Origin of the sequence: Mesobacillus jeotgali (assembly GCF_014856545.2) — a bacterium.
In the GTDB taxonomy this organism is placed as follows: Bacteria; Bacillota; Bacilli; order Bacillales; family Cytobacillaceae; genus Mesobacillus.
The window spans coordinates 2,698,570-2,719,396 of record NZ_CP109811.1 but is presented as its reverse complement, the minus strand read 5'-3'; the positions used below and the strand labels follow the sequence as shown (position 1 = coordinate 2,719,396).

19 protein-coding genes and 1 tRNA gene are annotated in these 20,827 nt (G+C 39.7%); 14 read left to right on the top strand and 6 right to left on the bottom strand.

Annotated elements, in window-relative coordinates:
- Nucleotides 1-37: 37 nt before the first annotated feature.
- A complete protein-coding gene (locus FOF60_RS13835; RefSeq protein ID WP_192471624.1) occupies nucleotides 38-1,405 on the top strand; it encodes an amino acid permease in 1,368 nt (455 codons plus the stop codon).
- A 33-nt stretch (nucleotides 1,406-1,438) separates the two neighbouring features.
- On the top strand, nucleotides 1,439-1,891 hold the full coding sequence (locus FOF60_RS13830) for a YndM family protein (protein WP_192471623.1): 453 nt from the start codon (nucleotides 1,439-1,441) through the stop codon (nucleotides 1,889-1,891).
- Between the two features lie 62 nt (nucleotides 1,892-1,953).
- Here the strand turns inward: FOF60_RS13830 and FOF60_RS13825 are convergent, their stop codons facing one another.
- From FOF60_RS13825 to FOF60_RS13815, 3 genes are all read right to left on the bottom strand, one after another.
- On the bottom strand, nucleotides 1,954-2,598 hold the full coding sequence (locus FOF60_RS13825; RefSeq protein WP_192471622.1) for a phosphatase PAP2 family protein: 645 nt from the start codon (nucleotides 2,596-2,598) through the stop codon (nucleotides 1,954-1,956).
- 339 nt (nucleotides 2,599-2,937) lie between these two features.
- A tRNA-Arg gene (locus FOF60_RS13820) sits at nucleotides 2,938-3,011 on the bottom strand.
- 282 nt (nucleotides 3,012-3,293) lie between these two features.
- Nucleotides 3,294-4,106, bottom strand: a complete 813-nt coding sequence (locus tag FOF60_RS13815) for a YitT family protein (protein WP_192471621.1) — start codon at nucleotides 4,104-4,106, stop codon at nucleotides 3,294-3,296.
- Nucleotides 4,107-4,263: 157 nt separating this feature from the next.
- Here FOF60_RS13815 and FOF60_RS13810 point away from each other — a divergent pair, with 157 nt between their 5' ends.
- On the top strand, nucleotides 4,264-4,545 hold the full coding sequence (locus FOF60_RS13810; RefSeq protein ID WP_192471682.1) for a DUF1292 domain-containing protein: 282 nt from the start codon (nucleotides 4,264-4,266) through the stop codon (nucleotides 4,543-4,545).
- A gap of 93 nt (nucleotides 4,546-4,638) precedes the next feature.
- On the top strand, nucleotides 4,639-5,172 hold the full coding sequence (locus FOF60_RS13805; protein WP_192471620.1) for a GNAT family N-acetyltransferase: 534 nt from the start codon (nucleotides 4,639-4,641) through the stop codon (nucleotides 5,170-5,172).
- A 123-nt stretch (nucleotides 5,173-5,295) separates the two neighbouring features.
- On the opposite strand, the gene FOF60_RS13800 is transcribed toward FOF60_RS13805, so the two are convergent.
- Entirely contained in the window at nucleotides 5,296-6,189 is an 894-nt protein-coding gene (locus FOF60_RS13800; RefSeq protein WP_192471619.1) for a YitT family protein, read from the bottom strand.
- A gap of 176 nt (nucleotides 6,190-6,365) precedes the next feature.
- Here FOF60_RS13800 and FOF60_RS13795 point away from each other — a divergent pair, with 176 nt between their 5' ends.
- Nucleotides 6,366-7,511 (top strand): cation:proton antiporter, encoded by a 1,146-nt coding sequence (locus tag FOF60_RS13795; protein WP_192471618.1) that lies wholly within the window; start codon nucleotides 6,366-6,368, stop codon nucleotides 7,509-7,511.
- A gap of 89 nt (nucleotides 7,512-7,600) precedes the next feature.
- Here the strand turns inward: FOF60_RS13795 and FOF60_RS13790 are convergent, their stop codons facing one another.
- On the bottom strand, nucleotides 7,601-7,807 hold the full coding sequence (locus FOF60_RS13790; protein ID WP_192471617.1) for a YwbE family protein: 207 nt from the start codon (nucleotides 7,805-7,807) through the stop codon (nucleotides 7,601-7,603).
- Nucleotides 7,808-7,967: 160 nt separating this feature from the next.
- Here FOF60_RS13790 and FOF60_RS13785 point away from each other — a divergent pair, with 160 nt between their 5' ends.
- From FOF60_RS13785 to FOF60_RS13775, 3 genes are all read left to right on the top strand, one after another.
- Nucleotides 7,968-8,684 (top strand): hypothetical protein, encoded by a 717-nt coding sequence (locus FOF60_RS13785; RefSeq protein ID WP_192471616.1) that lies wholly within the window; start codon nucleotides 7,968-7,970, stop codon nucleotides 8,682-8,684.
- A gap of 310 nt (nucleotides 8,685-8,994) precedes the next feature.
- Complete coding sequence (locus FOF60_RS13780; protein ID WP_192471615.1) at nucleotides 8,995-9,819, top strand: STAS domain-containing protein; 825 nt, start codon at nucleotides 8,995-8,997, stop codon at nucleotides 9,817-9,819.
- Nucleotides 9,820-9,836: 17 nt separating this feature from the next.
- On the top strand, nucleotides 9,837-10,586 hold the full coding sequence (locus FOF60_RS13775) for a Cof-type HAD-IIB family hydrolase (protein ID WP_192471681.1): 750 nt from the start codon (nucleotides 9,837-9,839) through the stop codon (nucleotides 10,584-10,586).
- Between the two features lie 41 nt (nucleotides 10,587-10,627).
- Here FOF60_RS13775 and FOF60_RS13770 read toward each other — a convergent pair whose 3' ends face one another.
- Nucleotides 10,628-12,313 (bottom strand): glycosyl hydrolase family 28-related protein, encoded by a 1,686-nt coding sequence (locus tag FOF60_RS13770; RefSeq protein WP_192471614.1) that lies wholly within the window; start codon nucleotides 12,311-12,313, stop codon nucleotides 10,628-10,630.
- A gap of 182 nt (nucleotides 12,314-12,495) precedes the next feature.
- Here FOF60_RS13770 and FOF60_RS13765 point away from each other — a divergent pair, with 182 nt between their 5' ends.
- From FOF60_RS13765 to ppc, 6 genes are all read left to right on the top strand, one after another.
- The gene (locus tag FOF60_RS13765) at nucleotides 12,496-13,578 is read left to right on the top strand and encodes an FUSC family protein (protein WP_225650100.1); all 1,083 of its coding nucleotides are present in this window, start codon (nucleotides 12,496-12,498) and stop codon (nucleotides 13,576-13,578) included.
- Nucleotides 13,579-13,732: 154 nt separating this feature from the next.
- Complete coding sequence (locus FOF60_RS13760) at nucleotides 13,733-15,115, top strand: M48 family metallopeptidase (protein WP_192471613.1); 1,383 nt, start codon at nucleotides 13,733-13,735, stop codon at nucleotides 15,113-15,115.
- Nucleotides 15,116-15,141: 26 nt separating this feature from the next.
- Nucleotides 15,142-15,564, top strand: coding sequence for an RDD family protein (locus tag FOF60_RS13755; RefSeq protein WP_192471612.1), 423 nt, complete (start codon nucleotides 15,142-15,144; stop codon nucleotides 15,562-15,564).
- Nucleotides 15,565-15,808: 244 nt separating this feature from the next.
- Nucleotides 15,809-16,774: a DMT family transporter gene (locus FOF60_RS13750; protein ID WP_192471611.1), complete on the top strand. Its 966-nt coding sequence runs from the start codon at nucleotides 15,809-15,811 to the stop codon at nucleotides 16,772-16,774.
- 155 nt (nucleotides 16,775-16,929) lie between these two features.
- Complete coding sequence (locus tag FOF60_RS13745) at nucleotides 16,930-17,775, top strand: GNAT family N-acetyltransferase (protein WP_192471610.1); 846 nt, start codon at nucleotides 16,930-16,932, stop codon at nucleotides 17,773-17,775.
- Nucleotides 17,776-18,060: 285 nt separating this feature from the next.
- Nucleotides 18,061-20,823: a phosphoenolpyruvate carboxylase gene (gene ppc, locus FOF60_RS13740; protein ID WP_192471609.1), complete on the top strand. Its 2,763-nt coding sequence runs from the start codon at nucleotides 18,061-18,063 to the stop codon at nucleotides 20,821-20,823.
- Nucleotides 20,824-20,827 lie beyond the last annotated feature (4 nt).

Below are 20,827 nucleotides of genomic sequence, written 5' to 3'. Positions count from 1 at the left end.
TCGAATGATAATACTTGTTGAGGAAGGGGGTACAGCAATGGATTATTTTCTGCCATCATCAAAGTCGGGAAGTGGAAGCGGCTCAAAAGAAGGAGATTTGAAATGGTGGCAATTGTCACTGATTGGTGTTGGATGTACAATTGGAACTGGTTTTTTTCTTGGATCCGCTATTGGGATTAAAATTACTGGGCCATCCATCGTCTTTTCTTTCATCCTTGCCGCTTTTGGCACATACGTCGTTTATAATTTATTGGCAAAAATGACAGCTCAGGATCCCCAGGAAGGCTCGTTTTGTTATTATGCAAAGAAAGCTTATGGTCAATGGGCAGGATTCAGCTGTGGATGGAATTACTGGAGTTCAAATATCTTGATTATGGGCTCCCAGCTTACGGCACTTTCAATCCTTTCACAATTCTGGTTTCCTAAAGTCCCTTTGTGGCTTTTTGCTACCGGTTATGCCATCCTATCTATTGGTGTCGTACTTACCGGGAATAAGGGATTTGACAAGGTAGAAGATTTATTAGCCATCATCAAAACTGCTGCAATCATCATGTTTATATTAATAGCTGCAGCAGCTCTATTTGGCTTGTTTAACCTTGAGACAAAACAGGTGATTGTGCCTAATTCTGCCCAAAAACTGTTTCCTGAAGGCTTTAAGGGATTCTGGTCATCTTTAATTTACGCATTTTATGCATATGGAGGCATAGAAGTAATCGGCTTGATGGCAACGAGGCTGAAAAATAAAGAAGATGCTCCAAAAGCGGGGGTGATCATGCTTATCTTACTGGTGATCATTTACGTACTTGCTTTGGGGCTTGCAGTCATAATGGCCGCTCACGGTGCCTTTCACCATAAAGAAAGCCCATTTGTTACAGCACTAGACCCATATAATTTGGCTTTTTTCCCTCATGTGTTCAACGCAGCGATCATCGTAGCAGGCTTTTCAACCATGACAGCCTCGTTGTTTGGAGTGACCACCTTGCTTGTTACGTTAGCGGATGATGGAGATGCTCCAAAGGTCTTTGCTAAGAAAATCAAAAAATTGAAAGAGCTTCCCCTTCCATCGCTGGGATTGGCAGTGGTAGGTTTAATTGCATCAATCATTACAGCCTTGCTGCTTCCAGGCAAAATTTATGAGTATATTACCACAGCCGCTGGTATTCTGATTTTATTCAATTGGGCTTTTATCATTATCTCTGCTCTAAAATTGCTTGAATTAAAAGTGTGGGGGAAAATCATTTCTTTTGTTGGGATAGCCCTTATCCTTGCGGCTGTTAGCGGAACGATCATGGAAAAGAGCATTCGTATGGGTTTCTTCATTAGTATAATCCTTGTCTTGCTAATAGGGATGATTTCTCTATTTTTACAGAAAAAAGTATGGAATAAAGCAAGTAGCGCAAAATAACGGAAACAACATTAGTTTATGGAGGAGATTTTAATGAAACATCTTAGAGCACTGGCAGTAAAATTCCTTGCCAGCCTGGTACTCCTATATGTCATTCTTGGCCTGATGTATGATATGTCTTTTACCAATGTATTTTTGATCTCCCTGGTGCTTGGGCTAGCGTCTTATGTAATTGGAGACTTGTTCCTCTTGCCAAAAACGAACAATACAATCGCAACATTAGCAGATTTTGGACTTGCCTTTATGATCATCTGGATTTTGGGAGAAAGTTTAACTTACGGAGAGAGTCTACTGCTGGCATCCCTAATATCAGCCGCTGGAATCGCCTTGTTTGAATACTTCTTTCATAAGTATGTGGCTGGGAATGTTCTCGAAGATGGCGGGAGGGAATATCGGAATAAGAATTACCAGTACCAAACAGAAGCTTCTGAAGAACTATATCCCGTTAAACCTGATGTAAGATGCGAAGAGGATACCAAAGAATAAAGTTGAATCCATAGGCGCTAAAAAGAGCTGCAATCGCAGCTCTTTTGTTTGTAGCAGATATTTTAATCTTTAACATAAACTGTATCAGACTTTTCAGCAACCTTGAATTCGATTAATTCAAAGACAATTCCGTAAATAAAGGAAGTTAAAAACATGGACGCGAACATATCAAGTATAAAGTGCTGTTTAACAAACAGTGTAGAAATAATGATCAGCGAACCCATAACCGGAACGAAGATTGAATGAATGATATGTTTGTTGCGGATATTGATATTGCCAAGAATAATGGCAAATGTAGTTAATACATGAATACTGGGGAAAGCATTATATGGTTGATCGTGGCTGTAAATCATGCCGACAAGTTCTATAAGGATTCCATTACCAACCAGGTTTGGTCGGGGAACAGTAGTCTGGAAGAAGAAGTAAATGACGAAACAAACTAACTCTCCAATAACAATTAAAGTCAATGTTTTTAAATAGACCCGTGTATCCTTATACCAGAAATAAACCAGATAACCTAAAATAAAAGCGTACCAAATGATATACGGTATAATGAAAACTGGAAGGAAAGGTATCTTATCGTCTAGATCAGTTGAAAGGATTACGGCTTCCCGAGGATTGTTATTCAAGATCTTATAAATCAAGCCTAGTACTGGCATAATCAGCAATAACAATAAATATGGCAAATCTTTTATTTTGTTTTTCATGTTACTACCCCTTTTGCTTAGTTGCTTATGGAGTATAAATACCACAAACAAACTTATTTAATCCAAAAACAAAATATTGGTATATTAATAGGAAAAAATTGAGCTTCACATATAATAGACGCATAAAGGATGTAGATAGTTCCGTTGAACTAACTTTTTTTTGGCCTTTTTAACCAAAAATATGAAGCAGTGATTTTTATTTAAAGGGAATATAATGTTCATAAGCGGTAGTTTTCTGCTTCCTTTCGCAGTCGTCAGCGGTAAGACGGAGCTCAAAAGGGGGAAAGAAAGATTTTAGCGAAAAATAAAAAACCCTTGATATAAAATCAAGGGTTTAAGCGTCCCAGAAGAGATTCGAACTCCCGACCTACAGTTTAGGAAACTGTTGCTCTATCCTGCTGAGCTACTGGGACATGATTAAAATTAAAGTTTAAGTTTGAGAAAGTAAATAGATTAGTGTATATCCCGTCCTCATCTCAGAAAGTAAACCAAGAAGCGGCTCGATGAGTACGCTGAAGCAAATTCAATGATGCCAATTCGTCGTGCTGAGCTACTGGGACATGAAACTGAATTGGTAATCACCTTATTGCAGCGACTCAATTATTATACGATGAATCTGTGAAAAATTCAAGATGATTTTTCCTTTAAAATTCAGAAAGCACCAAGAAGCTGTATTTCCAGCTTCTTGAATGAAATTAATGCTGTTTTTTATGGAAAAGCCCCATAACTTCCAGGGTTTCAGTGATATTGACAAATGCTTCTGGATCTATTTCTTCTATCAGTGTTTTAACTTCTGTAAGTTCATAACGAGAAATGACTGTAATGATGACGTTGCTCCTCTCGTTCGAAAAACCTCCTACAGAGTCCATCACCGTTACGCCACGATAGACATTTCCAAGGAGATGCTGCTTTACTTCCTCTCCTTTTCTAGTGATGATCATCAACGTTAGCTTAACGTGATGTGTATGGACCTTATCGATCACTTTGCCAAGGACAAAAATGGAGACAAGCGTATTCAAGGCTGCATCCCAGCTAAACAAAAACCCTGATAATAAAATCACGACAGAGTTCATCGCGAATAATAGTGTCCCCATAGGGAAGTCTTTGCGTCTTGCCAGAAGCATCCCAATAATATCGAAGCCGCCAGAAGATCCTGATGAACGGAAGATTATCCCTATTCCCAAACCAACGATCGCCCCGCCAAATATCGAGGATAATATCGGATCCTCTGCAAGCTTAAACACCGGTATAACATAAAGAGCGATAGAAATTGTGATGACGGAAAGAATGGTATAAAAGATGAATTTACGTCCCAGTTTTAAATATCCTAAAACTAATAGAGGGAAGTTCAAAAGGAAATTGTAAACGCCAGTATTAATAGATGTGAGCATTGATAAAATGATGGATAGACCGCTAATCCCGCTGCTCATGATGCCGTGGGGGATCAGGAAAAAGTTGAATGCAAATGAAACAATGATTGAGCCAATGATAATTCCTGCTGACTTCAAAAACGACGCCTCCAAAATACAGTGTGTAAAAAATATTATATAGATGAAAATAAAGAAGTGAATTTAAAAGTTTATTTAAAATTCATTAAGTATTTCGATTTGCGATGCCCTTCTTTGTAAGAATCATATTTGGTACAAGGAAGGGAAAGATATAGTGATGATTTTTGGAGGTGAAGCCGTTTTGGAGAATGATTCAATCAGGGACCTGGTGACTGTAACAGATGATAGGGGCAGGGAGAGACAATTCGAAGTAGAAGCGTTATTTGATATGAACGGAGAATCCTACGCGATGCTAAGGGATGAAGAAGGAACAGTGTTAATGAAAGTAGAAGAGCAGGGTGGCGAACAATATCTCGTTGGCCTGGATAGCGACATTGAAAAGTCACAGTTGCTGGATGCCTATCAAATTGCTGTTGACGCCGCACCTGCGGAAGATTAATTAAAGCCGCCCAATTAGGGTGGCTTTCTTTGAAGGGATTTTTGTATCTAATATAGAAATAAAAAAGAACATTTTATTTAATATGGGGGACATATGAAATTTCCAGTTTTAGAAACAGATCGGCTTGTTCTTAGGGAAATTACAGAGGAGGACGCTGAGGATTTATTTATCAATTTTTCCAACACTGAAGTTATGAAGCATTATGGATCAGAACTCTTCGAGAATATTGAAGAAGCACGAGGTCTGGTTCATTCCTTCAAGGCAGGCTTTATTGAAAATAAAGGGATAAGATGGGGCATTCAATTAAAAAACAAAAAAAGCCTCATAGGTACTGTTGGCTTTCATGCTGTGTCACCAAAACATAGAAGAGCAGAAATTGGCTATGAGCTTAACCAGGGATATTGGGGTCAAGGCCTGGCGAAGGAAGCAATCAGGATGGCTATAGAGTATGGGTTGAAAGAAATGGGATTAGTACGGATTGGGGCCGTTGTATTTCTTGAAAATAAAAAATCGAATGAATTGCTTCTAAAACTCGGGTTTCAAAAAGAAGGGGTTCTGAGGAGTTATATGATTCAAGACGGTTTTTCCTATGATACCAATGTGTACTCATTGGTAGCTGATAATTGAACCTGGGAAAATATCATTTTAAAGCAACGCTTTTAACTGACTGGTACAGTTAAACAGCTTGTTTAAAAGACCTGTTTGAGAACAAAAAGCTCAGATTTCTGAGCTTTTTTTGTTTGCTGTATTCTAGTGTATATTCCGTTTTTTAAACCTGCCGCCACGCACTTCTGCAATATTCCCGACAGCTAGGAACGCTGACTCATCCAATTCTTCGACAATGGATTTCAATTTAGCTTCCTCAAGACGAGTGATCACACAAAAAATGACTTTCTTGTCATCACCTGTATATGCACCCTCGCCAGTCAAATACGTGACTCCCCTGCCAAGACGAGCCATGATTGCATCACCGATTTCCTTGTGCTGTTCACTTATAATCCAGGCTGCTTTTGATTCATCGAGTCCAGCGATGACGATATCAATCGTTTTAAAGGCAATGAAATAGGCAAGGATGGAATACATTGCCCTGTCCCAGCCAAAGACAAAGCCAGCGGTACCAAAGATGAAGATGTTAAAAAACATGATTACTTCCCCAACTGAAAATGGCAGTCTTCTGTTTGCCAGAATCGCAAGAATTTCCGTACCATCTAAAGAACCGCCGTACCGAATAACAATCCCTACTCCAGCACCGAGAACGATTCCTCCAAAAACAGTAGCCAGGAGTAAATCTTCTGTAAAAACAGGCCAATCATGAAGGAAGCTGGTCGTTAAAGATAGAACAGTGATTCCCAATAGTGTGGATAGCGCAAATGTCTTGCCGATTTGCTTATAGCCAATGAAAAAGAAAGGGATGTTCAGAATAAAAATAAAGAGGCCGAGGCGCCAGCCCGTCAGATGTGAGAGGATGATTGAGATGCCGACAATACCGCCATCAAGAATTTTGTTCGGGACCAGGAATTCCTCAATTCCTACGCCCATCAGGACAGCACCGAAAATGATGAAAAAAATTCTTTTTGCGAGTTTAGTCTTCGTGATGCCCTTATGCTGCTGTTGAACAAGGGCTCGTTCTGGAATGCTGTTCATTTCTTCCCCCTTAATAGATTCTTCCATATGACTTTTATAACTAATTTTACCACAACTTTTCAGCCAAACTAAAAGAAAGGCCTTCCATAATTTTATTTCCAGTGTTGATTTTTAGGAAAGTGGGTAGTAATTAGGAAGGTTATTGCTCTTAAAAATTGAAAAGGTGTTGTTGCAGGTTGAATCTTACTTTAGTCATTGGACTCTTTTTATTGGTGCTTTTTTTGATAGGTATGATCGGTATCAAAATAATAAAAATACCGGATATATTATTATTTATTTTGCTTGGGCTCATTTTATCCCTGGTTATTAAGGAATCTAAGGTAATCGAAGTAGCCGGGGAAATTGGGTTAGTCCTTCTATTTTTTATCTTAGGGATGAAGTTTCCAGTAAAAAGACTTATTACCAGCAGTACAAAAATCTGGAGAGGAGGCTTCCTGGATGCATTTCTCGGCATTTTCGTGACTGCCGTGATCAGCCTGTTGTTCGGTTTAGACTGGGTTTCCTCTTTAATTGTCGGTGGCATTGTCTACGCTACTAGTTCCTCTATCACAGCAAAGTTGCTTGAACATAAGAATAGGACGCAAAACAAAGAATCAGAATTCATGCTTCTAATCCTGGTGTTTGAGGATTTAATAGCGCCAATTCTTGTAACTGTATTGATTGGTCTTACGGGGGATGGTTTTACGGTCACTGATTTTCTGTTAATATTATTAAAAATTGTACTTCTTGCAGGAATTGCCGTTTTCTTCGCTAAGGTGGTCTTCAAAAAGGTCGAATCAATTTTAAAAGAGATTGACCAGGATGATATTTTTATTGTGTTAATTACGGGCATTGCGCTAACATATGGCGGGATTGCGATGCTCCTTGGGTTATCAGAGGTTATCGGGGCTTTTCTTGCCGGAATGATGCTGTCTGAGCTTTCAATTAAGGACAAGGTAGAAAAAGCTGCATTGCCAGTAAGGAATATTTTCCTTCCCTTTTTCTTTCTGAACTTTGGACTTCATATCGAAATGACAAGCGACATTCCTTATTTAGGTCTATTGATTGTTCTCGTTCTGTGGTCATTGATCCATAAATTAATCGTAGGCTATATTGGTGGGCAATGGTATGGTCTTTCAAGAAGTGATTCATTGAAAGCGGGGCTCTCACTGACACAAAGAGGAGAATTCTCCGTGATCATAGCTGCACTGGCAACCGGTGAGCTAAAGATCTTTGCCAGCATTTATATTTTGGTGATTGCCATCATCGGTACGATCATGTTCCAGTTGGCACCGCGATTGAATAACATGATTGTTGAAATAGTAAAGGAAAAGACTAATTAAGCATTAAAGGGACTGCCCTTTAATGCTTATTTATTGTCTATGGGAACTTCCATGCAACTCCATGTGAGTCAGCATTGGCAAGGTAGAGTCTACTCCAGTATTTCCTTTACACGGCCTACCTGACCGTCCTCCAGCCTGACCTTAATGCCGTGGGGATGTGAGCTGGATTTGGTGAGCAGATCCTTCACGATTCCAGGAGTGAGCTTACCGGTTTTCTGGTCATTCTTTAGGACAATATTTACTTTCATGCCGGGTTTGATCTCATTTCGGTTTTTGCCATCTCTTCTATTGGACATACATGACCCTCCGCAGTATTATTTTTAAATATAGTCTTATATATAATATAAAGCGACCCATTAGTATTCAATTCTACCATTTTTTACATTATTATAAAGTAGAGCTCTTTTCGTGAATTATTCGAGAATAGCTACAGTATAAAGGCAAAGAGGGATAGACTTGAAATTTGGGAAAACGGGTGTACTTATTTTAATCATTTTGTCATTTCTTGGCGGACTTTTTTATTTTCAAATTAAACAAGAAGAGAAATATGAAGGGCTTGTCATAATACCAGAACGAACAAAAGATATTCCGCTTTATAGTGAATTGAAGCCAGCCAGTCCGATTTATAAAGCCGAAGGTGACCAATGGGAAGAAATCAAGCAGTTTTACGAAAAGGAACTACCAAATAATGGATGGAGATTAATGATGTCACAATCCTCCGCAACAAACACAGAGGATGGAGCAGGATTTACTTCTTTTTGGAAAAAAGATAACACATCCTGGGTACTATCAATAAGTGCGTCCTATTATAAGAACCTGAATCAAACAGAAGTCATTTTTGATAAAAGAGAAGAACTGAGGGCTGACAGATGGATCGAGATGGAAGTTTCAGAAATTTGTATTAACGAACAGCCGGACCGTAGCGACGAGTGCTTCAAAATGAAGGATAAGCAAGTAATTGGACAGGTAATCAGTATGATAAATGGAGCTTTGGAAGCGGACAGGCAACAGGTTTATTATACCGGAAATAGCGTTATCGATTTTGGCAGCTTAAAAGTTGATGTATACTACGATTTAGAAGAAGGAATTTATTTCGTGTCTGATAAAGGAGCGAAATGGATGAAGCCAGAGAAAGAGTTTTTTGAGTTGACGAGAATCTCTAAGGAATATTGAAGCATGTTACGTAACAATCACGGTTTGGAATCTATATACAGCAGGAGTATTATATACCTAGGCCAACCAGATCATTTTCAAAACTAAAGAAGGTTTTAGCAGGTTTAAAGAAGATTAATTGTTGTTAAAGATGTATTCTATAATTAATGAAAAAAATAGGCAATTACCGAATTGATTGGTGCCAAAAAAGATACTTGCAACCGAGCCTTTCCAGGCATTTTGAACAGCTAATACAAGATTACTCATAAACTTTTTTTATGAAATCTACAATACTTACGAAATAACTTAAGTAAAAAAGGAAGTGACCTTTGTGAATCCAACCTCAGCAGTAGCAAATGAACTTCAGCAAAATTCCGAACCTATCGCAAAGGAAATGGTGAATTCCATACTTGAACTGATTGGTGTGGAGATACCAAAGCAGGAAGTTGACCAGGCAATTATTGTTTATACAGAGTATCTTAGTTTTCTCGGTGACTCGATCATGACTAAAGATGAAACAACTTCTAAGAGACTTCTTGAATGGAGCAAGCAAAATGGAGAACGGGAAGCAGCCAAAGGCGGCAGGATTTCTGACATCCTTTTTAGGTATCCTCCCACGAGGATTGTTTTTATAGATAAAATGGCGGAAATTAGTTTGAGGCATGGCGTTAACACGGAAGATTTAATTTGGATCAATAAAAGAGTGAACAATATGCTTGATATTAGCATTAATGAAACTGTATTTGCGTTTGAAAGACAAACCTCACAACTGATGAAAGAAGTGCAGGCTGAAGTGGATATTCTATCCACTCCTGTCGTACCAGTACAAGAAAATGTAGCGGTGCTGCCTTTAGTAGGGAAAATGGATCATGACCGTGCCAGACTGATAATGGAAAGGGCAATACCTTTGGTTGCAAACCAAAAAATACAGTCACTAATTATTGATTTTTCAGGAATCGTTACAATTGATGCAACGATTGCCAAGCACATTATTGATATCCACAATGTTTTACGGCTGTTGGGCGTAGACTCAATTGCTACTGGAATGAGACCAGAGCTTGCCCAGGCTGCGGTGGAGGGTGGAGTAGATTTTTCAAACATCAGTACCTTCGCTACGGTAAAACAGGCCATTGATAGTATCAATAATAAAATATAAACAACTAAAGGAGATTCATTTTGATTAATAAAAAGCCGGATATCAAACTGATTGCACTGGATATGGATGGAACACTTCTAGATGACAGGCATGAGGTGACAGAAGAGAATAGACGTGCGATTAAAGAAGCCGAAAGAAGAGGGGTACGTGTTGTACTGAGTACTGGCCGCAGTCTCAAAACAGCAAGGGATTACGTATTATCCCTGGAGCTGTCTTCTTATCTTGTGACGGTCAATGGTGGAGAAATATGGGGTCCGAATGGGGAATTGGTACAAAGAAGTAAGGTGGATACTGAGCATATCCAATGGATGTTTGAACTGTCCCAAAAGCATAAGACAGGGTTTTGGGCGACAAGCAGTGAAAACGTCTGGAGGAATAATATGCCAAAAGACCTGTTTTCCCAAGAATGGATTAAATTTGGCTTCCATATTGAAGAAGATGAAATAAGGGAAAGTGTGCTCAAAGAATTACAAGATAAAGATGTATTCGAAATCAGCAATTCAAGCCTGAAAAATATCGAAGTCAATGCTTTAGGCATCAATAAGGCTGTTGGGCTGCAGAAGGTTTGTGACCTGCTGGGAATATCAATGGATAATGTAATGGCAGTGGGAGACAGTCTGAATGACATTGCAATGATCACTGAAGCGGGTCTTGGAGTCGCGATGGGCAATGCCCAGGAAACAGTAAAAGAAGCCGCAGATGATGTAACAGGTACTAATCAGGATAACGGAGTCGCCCAGGCAATCGAAAAATGGGTGCTATCATAATAAAGGAAGCAGTTTGAACTGCTTCCTTTTGCATATATATTTTAAACGGTTGTCTGATTTCTGGTAGAACCTCCCCAAATAACCTCTTTAAATCCTTTTGCATCAATTTCCTTTACCATGGCTTTATTTTCATTTTCAGCAAGTTCAACTACAGTCTGTCCATTGACAGCCTCCGCAAAGACCTTTTCAACCTCAGCCATGGCGACTCCTTTACCTATCTGAATGGCTTTCGGTGCCGAATGTGTGGAAAGAACATTTCGAATTCTAACATTATCTGCGTGGTTGCTGCCCCCAAATATCTTTATATCGGAGCCTGCTTTTGTAAAACCGCTTAATGCCACATTTTTTAAAATAACATTTCTCGAACGATACTGAATGGCAATTGCTGGTTCACCGCCATATTCATAGGAAGGGTCACCAATAGCAGTAAAATGGTTCACAGCTACATTTTTATAAGCTGACACTACCATTGCCCTTGGTGAGGAGTTTGCATATAACTCGGTATGAATCGGCTTATATGATATGATATTTGCTGCTCGTATGTTGATTGCTGTTTTTGATTCGGGATCATTTTCCTTGTGGTGTCCTATATGCCTGAAATTATAAGATCGATTGTCATTTACAGAGAGATGGCCTAAGATGACAACATTATTAGCCGCGGAAGACGTATGATGGGCTTTGATTTCAACACCGCCAAAGCATCTGGCGGATGAGTTGTTGAATAGCCAGACATTTCTCGATCCATCATCTATTTCGATTCCATTCGAATTTGAAAAACCCTTCTTATGTGTTTTCCCGCTTGGGTCACTCATATGGCAATTTGAAATGAAGATATTATCACTATGGTGAGTCGTAATCCCGTCATCACCAAAACCATAGCCATTGAGGTTATCGAGCCAGATAAACTCACTTCCTCCACGGGCCCGATAGCCATCACCATAATAATTATATAGAGGAGATGAAATATCAAAACAGTGAAGACCGGGGTTAACGCCTTCTACATCCTTTACCCAGCCATATTTTACATTGGCATAAAGCAGACAGCTGGAATGGTTACCCCAGGTACTGGTTTTTTCGACCTGTCCCAAACGTTCAACATTCCAATCCAGAGTCAAACCCTTCACATATACATTTCGATTCCCAGTACGATGGTTTTTATTTGTTATAAGTCTTCTGCTTTTTGGTGCTGAATCATGCAGCTTGATAACCGTTTTCCCTTTACCGGCGCCGACCAGATAGGTGAAGGAGGGCAGTTTCATCTCTCTGACGATATAAACACCCTCGGGAATGTATATTTTCACACGCCCTTTGCCAAGAGCCATTCTGAAAGCCTCTGTGCAATCCGTAGTCCCATCCCCAAGCGCACCAAAATCCTCCATATAGACCTCGCGATCAATTTCCTTCAGTAAAGTTTGATATTGTTCGTTCAATCTTTCCATCCATTCAGGAAAGACATTTCCGTTTTTATCAACAATGGTTTCATACGAGATAGCGTTATCGAAAGCAGATTTAGTCTGGATGAATCTGCGCATATTAGCAGTGAAATTATTGAAAAAAGAAGATATACCTGATGATTTCACATTTGTAGGCTTGTAATGCTCACTAGCTTCTTCGAATAATTCGTTTGTCTCCTCAACCAGTTCATCAATTTTTAAAGTTTTCCCTGATAGTTGTGCAATCAGTGCGGCATTTAATCTAGGGTCATGATTTTTATCCAGCATTACCATTCTGTTCCCACCTTTTTAAAAAGCTGCTTGAATATTATTTCCCGCTATAGGGAATGATAATCTTTTCGTTTTCTAAAAATACCAATCTCTGATCCATCAACGTATAATTGAAATATGTTTTATTCCAATCAAGAAGGTTATGTTAGATTATAAGCGTTCTCATTAGGGAGTGATTGATTTAAATGATAACTTTAGGTCCAAGAGTTTTAAAGACAGGAGTGGCCGTTGCACTCGCTTTATACATAACAAAATGGCTAGGATTGGAGCCTCCAGTCTTTGCAGCAATCGCAGCAACTTTTACGGTGCAGCCATCGATTTATCGATCATGGAAACAGGTATTAGAGCAGTTCCAGGCCAATACTCTTGGTGCGATCATCGCAATAGCAGCAATATATCTATTTGGAAACAACCCGATTGTCATTGGGTTAGTTACTGTTATTGTTATTATCATTAGCTTGAAGCTCAAAATGGAAAGTTCAATATCCTTAACACTGATTACTGTTTTAATCATGATGAGTTCGCATGAATTCAACGGGATTTTAACAGCAGCAAACAAATTTGTCATTGTCCTAGTTGGGATGGGTTCTGCTTTCATTGTTAACCTATTAGTCTCACCTCCAAATTTCAACAAGAATTTTACCGAAAAAATGGACAACAGCTTTAGAACCATGTCATTGCTGATCAGGACAGCCATATCCAATGAACTCGCAGAGAAAACTTTTCAGGGGCAATGGAGTCAGCTGAAAAAGGACGTAGCCAAGCTAGAAGAACTCTATAAAATTCTCGATGAGGAAAGAGAAAAAATATCAAAGGTGAAACCTCTTGATGTGAGGGAACTGGTGGTATTTAAACAAATGCTTGCCTGCCTCCATCAAGGCTTGAGACTTTTGGATACCGTCGAGGACCACTTCTTTCAAAGCCGGCCTGAACCGGAGGAGACAAATGAATTTGATGATCAATTCGAAGAACTGATTCAATACCATGAGATGATTCTCCTGAAATATTCGGGGAAAATCCGGGAAATTGATATGGAACATATTCTTCAGCAAAGCGGGTTATTCCTGGAAAAGGTCATCGAGGATAAGTCCATTGCACGGAATGATAGACTTCGTCTCACAATCATTGGATCTGCGATTTATGATTATGCATTTCAGCTTGAGCGACTCAATGAATTGATTGATCAATATCAAAACAGAAAGGCAGATACTGAAAAAGACAGCAAAAAAGGAGTTTTAAAAAGTACAATCTTTTTTAAAAAGGATTAATGCCGTTTTGGGTAGATGAAACCTTTCCAAGGCTATGGAGCTTGATCTCGGAGTTTAAAGTTAAAATAAGGCTCCTATTCCTATAAAAAACATCTATTCCAATTAATAAATATCTCCTATAATCTATTTAATTGTGATTAAGGAGATATTGGGAATGACAGAGGAAAACTTCAACGAGAAAAACCTGATACATAAAAATGAGAATAAATATTTCTGGATTGTATTAAGTATTAGTATTGCTTCTTACATCCTTTTTGCTTTATCCATTGTAGGGGTAATTATCATTGCAGCATTCCTGATAATTTCATTGGTACTCCATGCATTGATGATTGGACAGATCAGGCTCAATGCCGTGAAAATAGGTGGTGATCAATTTCCGCTTATTCATTCAACCGTCGAGGATTTATGCATCAAAATGGAAATAAAACAGACACCGGATATATATGTGCTCCAGTCTGGCGGAATAATGAACGCTTTTGCGACGCGCTTTTTCGGCAGGAATATGGTCGTAGTTTACTCCGGGATTTTCGACCTTATTGAACAAAATGCTGAGGAAGAGGTTCAGTTTGTCCTTGCCCATGAACTCGCTCATATAAAACGGAATCACCTTGGCAAAATGATGTTCATCCTTCCATCAATGTGGATTCCAGGACTCGCAGAAATGTACTTGCGCGCTTGCGAATATACTTGTGACCGCTATGCAGCCTTCTATACAGGTAATCCAACAGCAGCGAAAAACGGACTTACCATGCTGGCTATTGGGAAAGTCTTATTCAGAAGGGTGAACCAAACAGAATACCTAGACCAAATCAACAAGGAAAAAGGATTTGTAGTTTGGCTGGCAGAAATCTTATCAACTCATCCACCGCTTCCAAAAAGAATAAATGAAATTAGCGTCTTTTTTGGTGAAACAACTTCAGTCATTATTCCTTCCAAAAAAACAAGAGGGCTCATAGCTTTTGTAACTGCTTCATTTATGCTTACTGGGCTGGCCATGGTTGGCGGTCTCACGATCTATAATGAGGTGAATACGGCATTTTATTCAGAAGAGGAATATTATGATGAAGCTATAGAAGTTTCTCCGCTAATTGAAGCTGTCATCAATGGAAATACGAAGAAGGTTGAAAGTTTAATAGAAAGTGGAGAAGATATCCGACAATTAGACTACAATGGTTACACAGCGTTGGACTGGGCTGTTATGGATGATAATGCCCAGATGGTTCAGTTGCTGCTGGACCTAAATGCCGACCCGAATTTCGAATCTGATTATGGTATGACCCCTTTCATGACTGCTGCTGAAAGAGGGAATGCTTCAATGATCAACATGCTTTATAATGCGGGCGGAGATCCTAATTATCAGGAAATGAGCGCAGGTTATACAGCAATGACTCATGCAGTATTTAGTGGTGAAATCGACAAAGTCAAATTGCTGATAGAGCTAGGTGCAGACATCGAAATTAAAGATTATTCGGGTATGACTGCGAGGATGCATGCTTTGCAAACAGGTGAGCAGGAAATCGCAGATTTATTAAAATAAATTTGAACAACTAGGAGGAAAAATCAATGTACAGACCAGCTGGTTTTTGGGTAAGACTTGGTGCAGCAATTTTAGACGGATTAATTATCGGGGTGCCACTCTCGATCATTAGCTACTTAGTAACAGGAAGTGCGGAAGAAAATGCTTTTACTTCCTCGCTGAACCTGCTTTACACTCTTCTTGTTCCTGTTGTTTGGTCAGGATATACAGTAGGCAAGAAAATTGTGGGTGTGAGGATCGCGAAAGTTAATGGAGAAAAACTTGGCTTTGGTACAATGCTTATGCGGACAATTGTCGCTGGACTTGTTTATGTACTTACATTAGGGATTGGTGTAATCGTCAGCGCATTCATGGTTGGCATCCGTCAGGATAAAAGAGCGATCCATGATTTCATTGCAGGCACGTATGTAACTTATGAAAAACCAAATGAAATACAGTATGAACAATAAGATTCGGACACCTGGCATGCCAGGTGTTTCTTTTATGCTCTAAGACAACAAACTTTTCAGGGTCACTGACCGTCAGAGATGATTCCCTAGAGTTTTTCTTGTGGAAAAACATGGTGATTCTTCCTCTAATGTTATGTTATATTTATGCATAATAACTTGCAAACGACGGCCTACTGACTTTGTTAATTGTTTATGAAGCAGCAATAAATATAGGTTGGCCTGTCATTTAAGGGGGAGTGAGTTAATGGGACCAATATTATTAGGCATACTAGCGGCCTTCTTTTTTGCTTTCACCTTTGTTTTGAATCAATCAATGGAGTTATCTGGTGGAAGCTGGATTTGGAGTGCGTCACTGAGATACATATTCATGGTTCCCTTCCTTTTAGCTATAGTGGCAGCCAGGAGAAACCTGAAGCCATTATTAATAAATATTAAACAAAATCCATTACCATGGTTTCTTTGGAGTTTCGTTGGCTTTGTCTTGTTTTACGCACCACTTACATATGCAGCAGCCTTTTCTCCTGGCTGGCTGATTGCAGGTACATGGCAAGTTACAATCATATCTGGCGCTTTGCTCAGTCCCTTGTTTTATGAAAGAACTTTGACTAATCAAGGGCTAGTATCTGTCAGGGCAAAAATACCTTTTAAGGGACTCGGGATGTCAGTGATCATTTTAGCCGGAATATTGCTGATGCAATTTGAACACGCAAAGCATATACCAATCGAAATGGTCATGCTCGGAGTCATCCCAGTATTAATCGCATCTTTCGCCTATCCATTGGGAAATAGAAAAATGATGGAAGTCACAAGCGGGAAGTTAGATGCATATCAACGAGTCCTAGGAATGACACTGGCCAGTCTGCCATTCTGGATTCTCTTAGCTATATATGGTTTTCTGACAGAGGGAGTTCCAACAGGGAACCAAAGCTTTCAGTCCCTTTTAGTGGCCATGACTTCGGGAGTGATTGCGACTGTACTATTCTTTAAGGCTACAGATTTAGTGAGTGGTAATATGCAGAAACTGGCTGCCGTAGAAGCAACACAATCAATGGAGGTGCTTTTTGCCTTGGCAGGTGAATTTTTTATCCTGTCATTGCCGCTGCCTTCACTATTATCCTGGGTTGGAATTATTCTCGTCATGCTTGGCATGGCACTTCATAGCTACTCTACATTCAGGAGCAAAAAAGAAGAATTGAAAATTAGTGCATAAGTCAGGATTCCGAAATTCTTAATCTTAACAGCATATCTGAAGGCAACAATCTTCTGTACAACTGATAGCTTTCTTATCAGACAAGGAAGAGGCAGAAACAATCTCTCAATATTGACACATTATTATCTTTTGAGTTTTTCGGAGGGAGAAGATCAATGGAGTTAGAAAATATAAAACTTACGAAACAGATGGCAAAAGTTTTTGGAATTGCAGAACAGGAATGCAAAGTGTCGCAAACACCATGTTTGATGCCTGGACATCTTTTGATCGGCTGCTTGGATGATGGATCCTTCCCCATCAAGGAGGCGAAACAAAAAATTGGGATCGATATCGATGCTCTGAGAGATTCATTAGAGCATAGTGCTGATGGCTTTTCTAATGAATTCCGGAAATATTTTAAACTTCCGGTTTGTCGATCAACGAAACTGGTGATTGAACAAGCGATCCTCTATATGAGGAACTATAATCAAATTTATCTAAACGAAGGGCATGTCCTAAAGGCTTTGATTAAGACTGGCCAAACTGAAAAAATGTTGACTCAAGAACAGAATAACACCCTTCTCAATATAGCTACAGTATCCCGGAATATGTGTCTGGATGTAACAGACTACAAAAAGCCCCATACACTCAGCAGGGAAATCAGAATGGCAAGTAAAGAAGATGCTGAAAGGTTGATTCTGTTCATAATCGAAGAGTTTGGTACCCGCTGGACTGAGTCGATCCAACACGAGTTTAGGAAGCCCCATCCGTCTATTTTTATCGCGGAAGATCAAAAGGGGGATATCGTTGGCTTTGCTGCCTTTGATATTCATGAACCCCGTTTTTTTGGGCCGATGGGTGTTGCAAAGAATAAACGGGCTGAAGGTATAGGAGAATCTCTGTTGCATGTTTGCCTTGAAGCCATGCAAGTAAAGGGTTATAAAGAAATCATTATCGATGATGCTGGACCAATCGAATTTTACGAAAAGACCTGTCAGGCAAAGGTCATTCCGTTCATTTAATTAAGCTGTTTCGCATTGAATGACGGTATATAAAGCCAAGTATTTTTTTATGACGACAGGAATTGATGAAGAGTGTTTTTTGGGGGAAGCTTATTCTAAGATAAGCTTAAGAGCATTTAGGTGGAAAATTAAATGACTAGTACTTACACTTGTTTATTATAAGTTATTTAACATAGAAAACATTACTGAATCCTTCAGTCAATATGCTTATTATTTCACATTCTAGGTACTTTTATGATATATTAATATTTAAAATATTCTTACAAGTTTTAGGAAGGTGACAAAATGACATCAGGAATCGAAGTGAATGACAGCAGTATGCCATTGCGCCGGGATGTGAAGATGCTTGGAAACATCCTTGGAGATATTCTTGTCTATCATGGCGGAGTGGAGTTATTTGAAAAAGTAGAAAAAATCCGAGCAATGTGCAAAACGCTCAGAAATGAACATGACCGCGATACATATCCCGCTTTAAAAGAGGAGATCGCAGGTTTGTCTGTTCCAATGAGAAAAAATATCATCAGAGCTTTTTCAGTATATTTTCATTTAATCAACGCAGCAGAACAAAATCATCGGATCCGCAGGCGCCGCGACTATCTGCTCAAGTCTGAAATCAGCGCACAGCCAGACTCTATTGAAGCAGCCATCCTTTCATTAAAAGACAATTATATAACCTCTGATATCATCCAAAATGTACTTAATACCATTTCTTTAGAATTGATTATTACCGCCCATCCTACGGAAGCGACGAAGCGTTCAATCCTCGAGATCCAAAAAAGGATTGCAGATATCCTTAAAAGTTTGGACAATCCAATCTTATCCAGGAAAGAACGTGAAAGGATTGAGGAAAGCCTATTTAATGAAGTTTCTGTCCTGTGGCAGACTGATGAATTAAGAGACCGTAAGCCAACTGTCATTGATGAAGTCAGGAACGGACTTTATTATTTTGACCAGACCCTATTCGATGTCCTGCCTGAAATCCATCAAGAGGTAGAAACCAGCCTTAAGGATCATTATCCAGAACATGAGTGGAAAGTACCCCACTTCCTTCGTTTTGGATCATGGATTGGCGGCGATAGGGATGGAAATCCAAATGTTACTCCGGATATTACTTGGGAGACATTGCAAAGACAGAGACGTCTGGTGTTGAAAAAATATAAAGCTGTTTTGGTTGATTTAATGAAGCGCTTCAGCCATTCAACAACAAGGGCAGCGGTCAGTGAAGAGTTAATGGCATCGGTCATTAAAGATGAGGATAAATATTTAACAGATGATCAAAAGTGGAATATTGAAGGCGAGGTGTATCGCCGTAAATTTGCTGTGATCATTCAAAGGCTTAAGGAAGCTGGAAAATCAGATATCGGCTATAAATCATCAGAGGAAATGCTTGAAGACCTTCTAATTATAAAACGAAGCATCTATCAGCATCATCCAGTGCACCATGAACTTAAAACACTGCAAAAGTTGATACGCCAAGTACAGCTGTTCGGATTCCATCTAGCTACACTGGATATCCGCAACCACAGTGGTGAGCATGAAGCAGCCATCTCTGAAATACTGAAAAAGGTCGGAATCACTCAAGATTACCCATCACTATCTGAAGATGAAAAACAGGAATTACTTGTCAAGATTCTTGAAGACCCGCGTTCATTGCTCCTTCTCCATGAGGATTATTCAGAAGAGACGCAGGAAATGCTTCAAGTTTTTGAAATGATCAAACGTGCGCACAATGAATTCGGGAAGCGTTCGATCTCTGTTTATCTAGTAAGCATGACTCAGTCAGCGAGCGACTTGCTGGAAGTGCTGGTCCTTGCCAAGGAGGCTGGAATTTACAGGCTTCATGCAGATGGGACCTTCGAGACAGACCTTAACGTTGCTCCGTTGCTTGAAACAATCGACGATTTAACAGCTGGGCCTACTATTATGGAAACATTATTCAAGCTTCCAATTTACCGTAATCATCTGAAAGAAATGGGTGATCAGCAGGAAATCATGCTAGGATACTCAGATGGAAGCAAAGATGGGGGAACATTGACAGCTAACTGGAAGCTTTACAAAGCTCAGTTGGAGATCAATGAAATGGCGAAGAAATATCAAATTGGCCTGAAGTTCTTCCATGGCAGAGGGGGTTCATTAGGACGTGGAGGCGGTCCTTTGAACAGGAGCCTGCTCTCTCAGCCAGTCGAGACACTTGGACAGGGAGTGAAAATTACCGAGCAGGGTGAAGTTTTATCTTCTCGCTATCTGTTGAAGGATATTGCCTACAGAAGTCTCGAACAGGCAACATCGACAATGATGAAGGCAGCGGCGAATGTACTGAAGGAGTCTGAGCAAGGCCATTTGCGTGACCAAAGATGGGTAGAAGCCATAGAGCAGATTTCTGCGGTTTCCTTAAGGAAATACCAGTCTTTGGTGTTCGAGGATCCTGATTTTATCACCTATTTCAACCAGGCTACACCTTTGAAAGAACTTGCTGAATTGAATATCGGTTCTCGTCCGATGAGCCGTAAAAACAGTGCCAAATTCGAGAACCTTCGTGCGATCCCATGGGTATTCGCCTGGACACAAAGCAGACAGCTCTTCCCTGCATGGTATGCGGCGGGAACAGGCTTGCAGAGCTTCGCACAGCAAAGTGCTGATCATTTAAAGGTCTTACAGGAAATGTATGAAGAATGGCCATTCTTCCGAAGTACTGTTGATAATTTGCAAATGGCATTGATGAAAGCGGATATTACAACAGCACAGGAATACACTTCACTAGTAGAAGATAAGGCAATTGCTGACCGTATATTTGCCAACATTTTAGAGGAATATGAACGGACAAAGAATGTTCTTTTGCAAATTACGGAGGATGAAGAACTTCTTGACCATACGCCAAATATCAAAGACTCAGTCCATAGACGGAATCCATATGTCGATCCGCTTAACTTCATTCAAGTGGAATTGATAAAAGAGCTTCGCAAGGATGAAGATCCGGATGATGAATTATTGACTCAGGTTTTATTAACCATTAGCGGCGTTGCTGCTGGGCTTAGGAATACTGGTTGATGTA

Coding starts and splice junctions, on each gene's coding strand:
- FOF60_RS13835 (WP_192471624.1), top strand. CDS start 38: ATGGATTATTTTCTGCCATCATCAAAGTCGGGAAGTGGAAGCGGCTCA.
- FOF60_RS13830 (WP_192471623.1), top strand. CDS start 1,439: ATGAAACATCTTAGAGCACTGGCAGTAAAATTCCTTGCCAGCCTGGTA.
- FOF60_RS13825 (WP_192471622.1), bottom strand. CDS start 2,598: ATGAAAAACAAAATAAAAGATTTGCCATATTTATTGTTATTGCTGATT.
- FOF60_RS13810 (WP_192471682.1), top strand. CDS start 4,264: ATGATTTTTGGAGGTGAAGCCGTTTTGGAGAATGATTCAATCAGGGAC.
- FOF60_RS13805 (WP_192471620.1), top strand. CDS start 4,639: ATGAAATTTCCAGTTTTAGAAACAGATCGGCTTGTTCTTAGGGAAATT.
- FOF60_RS13800 (WP_192471619.1), bottom strand. CDS start 6,189: ATGAACAGCATTCCAGAACGAGCCCTTGTTCAACAGCAGCATAAGGGC.
- FOF60_RS13790 (WP_192471617.1), bottom strand. CDS start 7,807: ATGTCCAATAGAAGAGATGGCAAAAACCGAAATGAGATCAAACCCGGC.
- FOF60_RS13770 (WP_192471614.1), bottom strand. CDS start 12,313: ATGGTAATGCTGGATAAAAATCATGACCCTAGATTAAATGCCGCACTG.
- FOF60_RS13765 (WP_225650100.1), top strand. CDS start 12,496: ATGATAACTTTAGGTCCAAGAGTTTTAAAGACAGGAGTGGCCGTTGCA.
- FOF60_RS13760 (WP_192471613.1), top strand. CDS start 13,733: ATGACAGAGGAAAACTTCAACGAGAAAAACCTGATACATAAAAATGAG.
- FOF60_RS13755 (WP_192471612.1), top strand. CDS start 15,142: ATGTACAGACCAGCTGGTTTTTGGGTAAGACTTGGTGCAGCAATTTTA.
- FOF60_RS13750 (WP_192471611.1), top strand. CDS start 15,809: ATGGGACCAATATTATTAGGCATACTAGCGGCCTTCTTTTTTGCTTTC.
- FOF60_RS13745 (WP_192471610.1), top strand. CDS start 16,930: ATGGAGTTAGAAAATATAAAACTTACGAAACAGATGGCAAAAGTTTTT.
- ppc (WP_192471609.1), top strand. CDS start 18,061: ATGACATCAGGAATCGAAGTGAATGACAGCAGTATGCCATTGCGCCGG.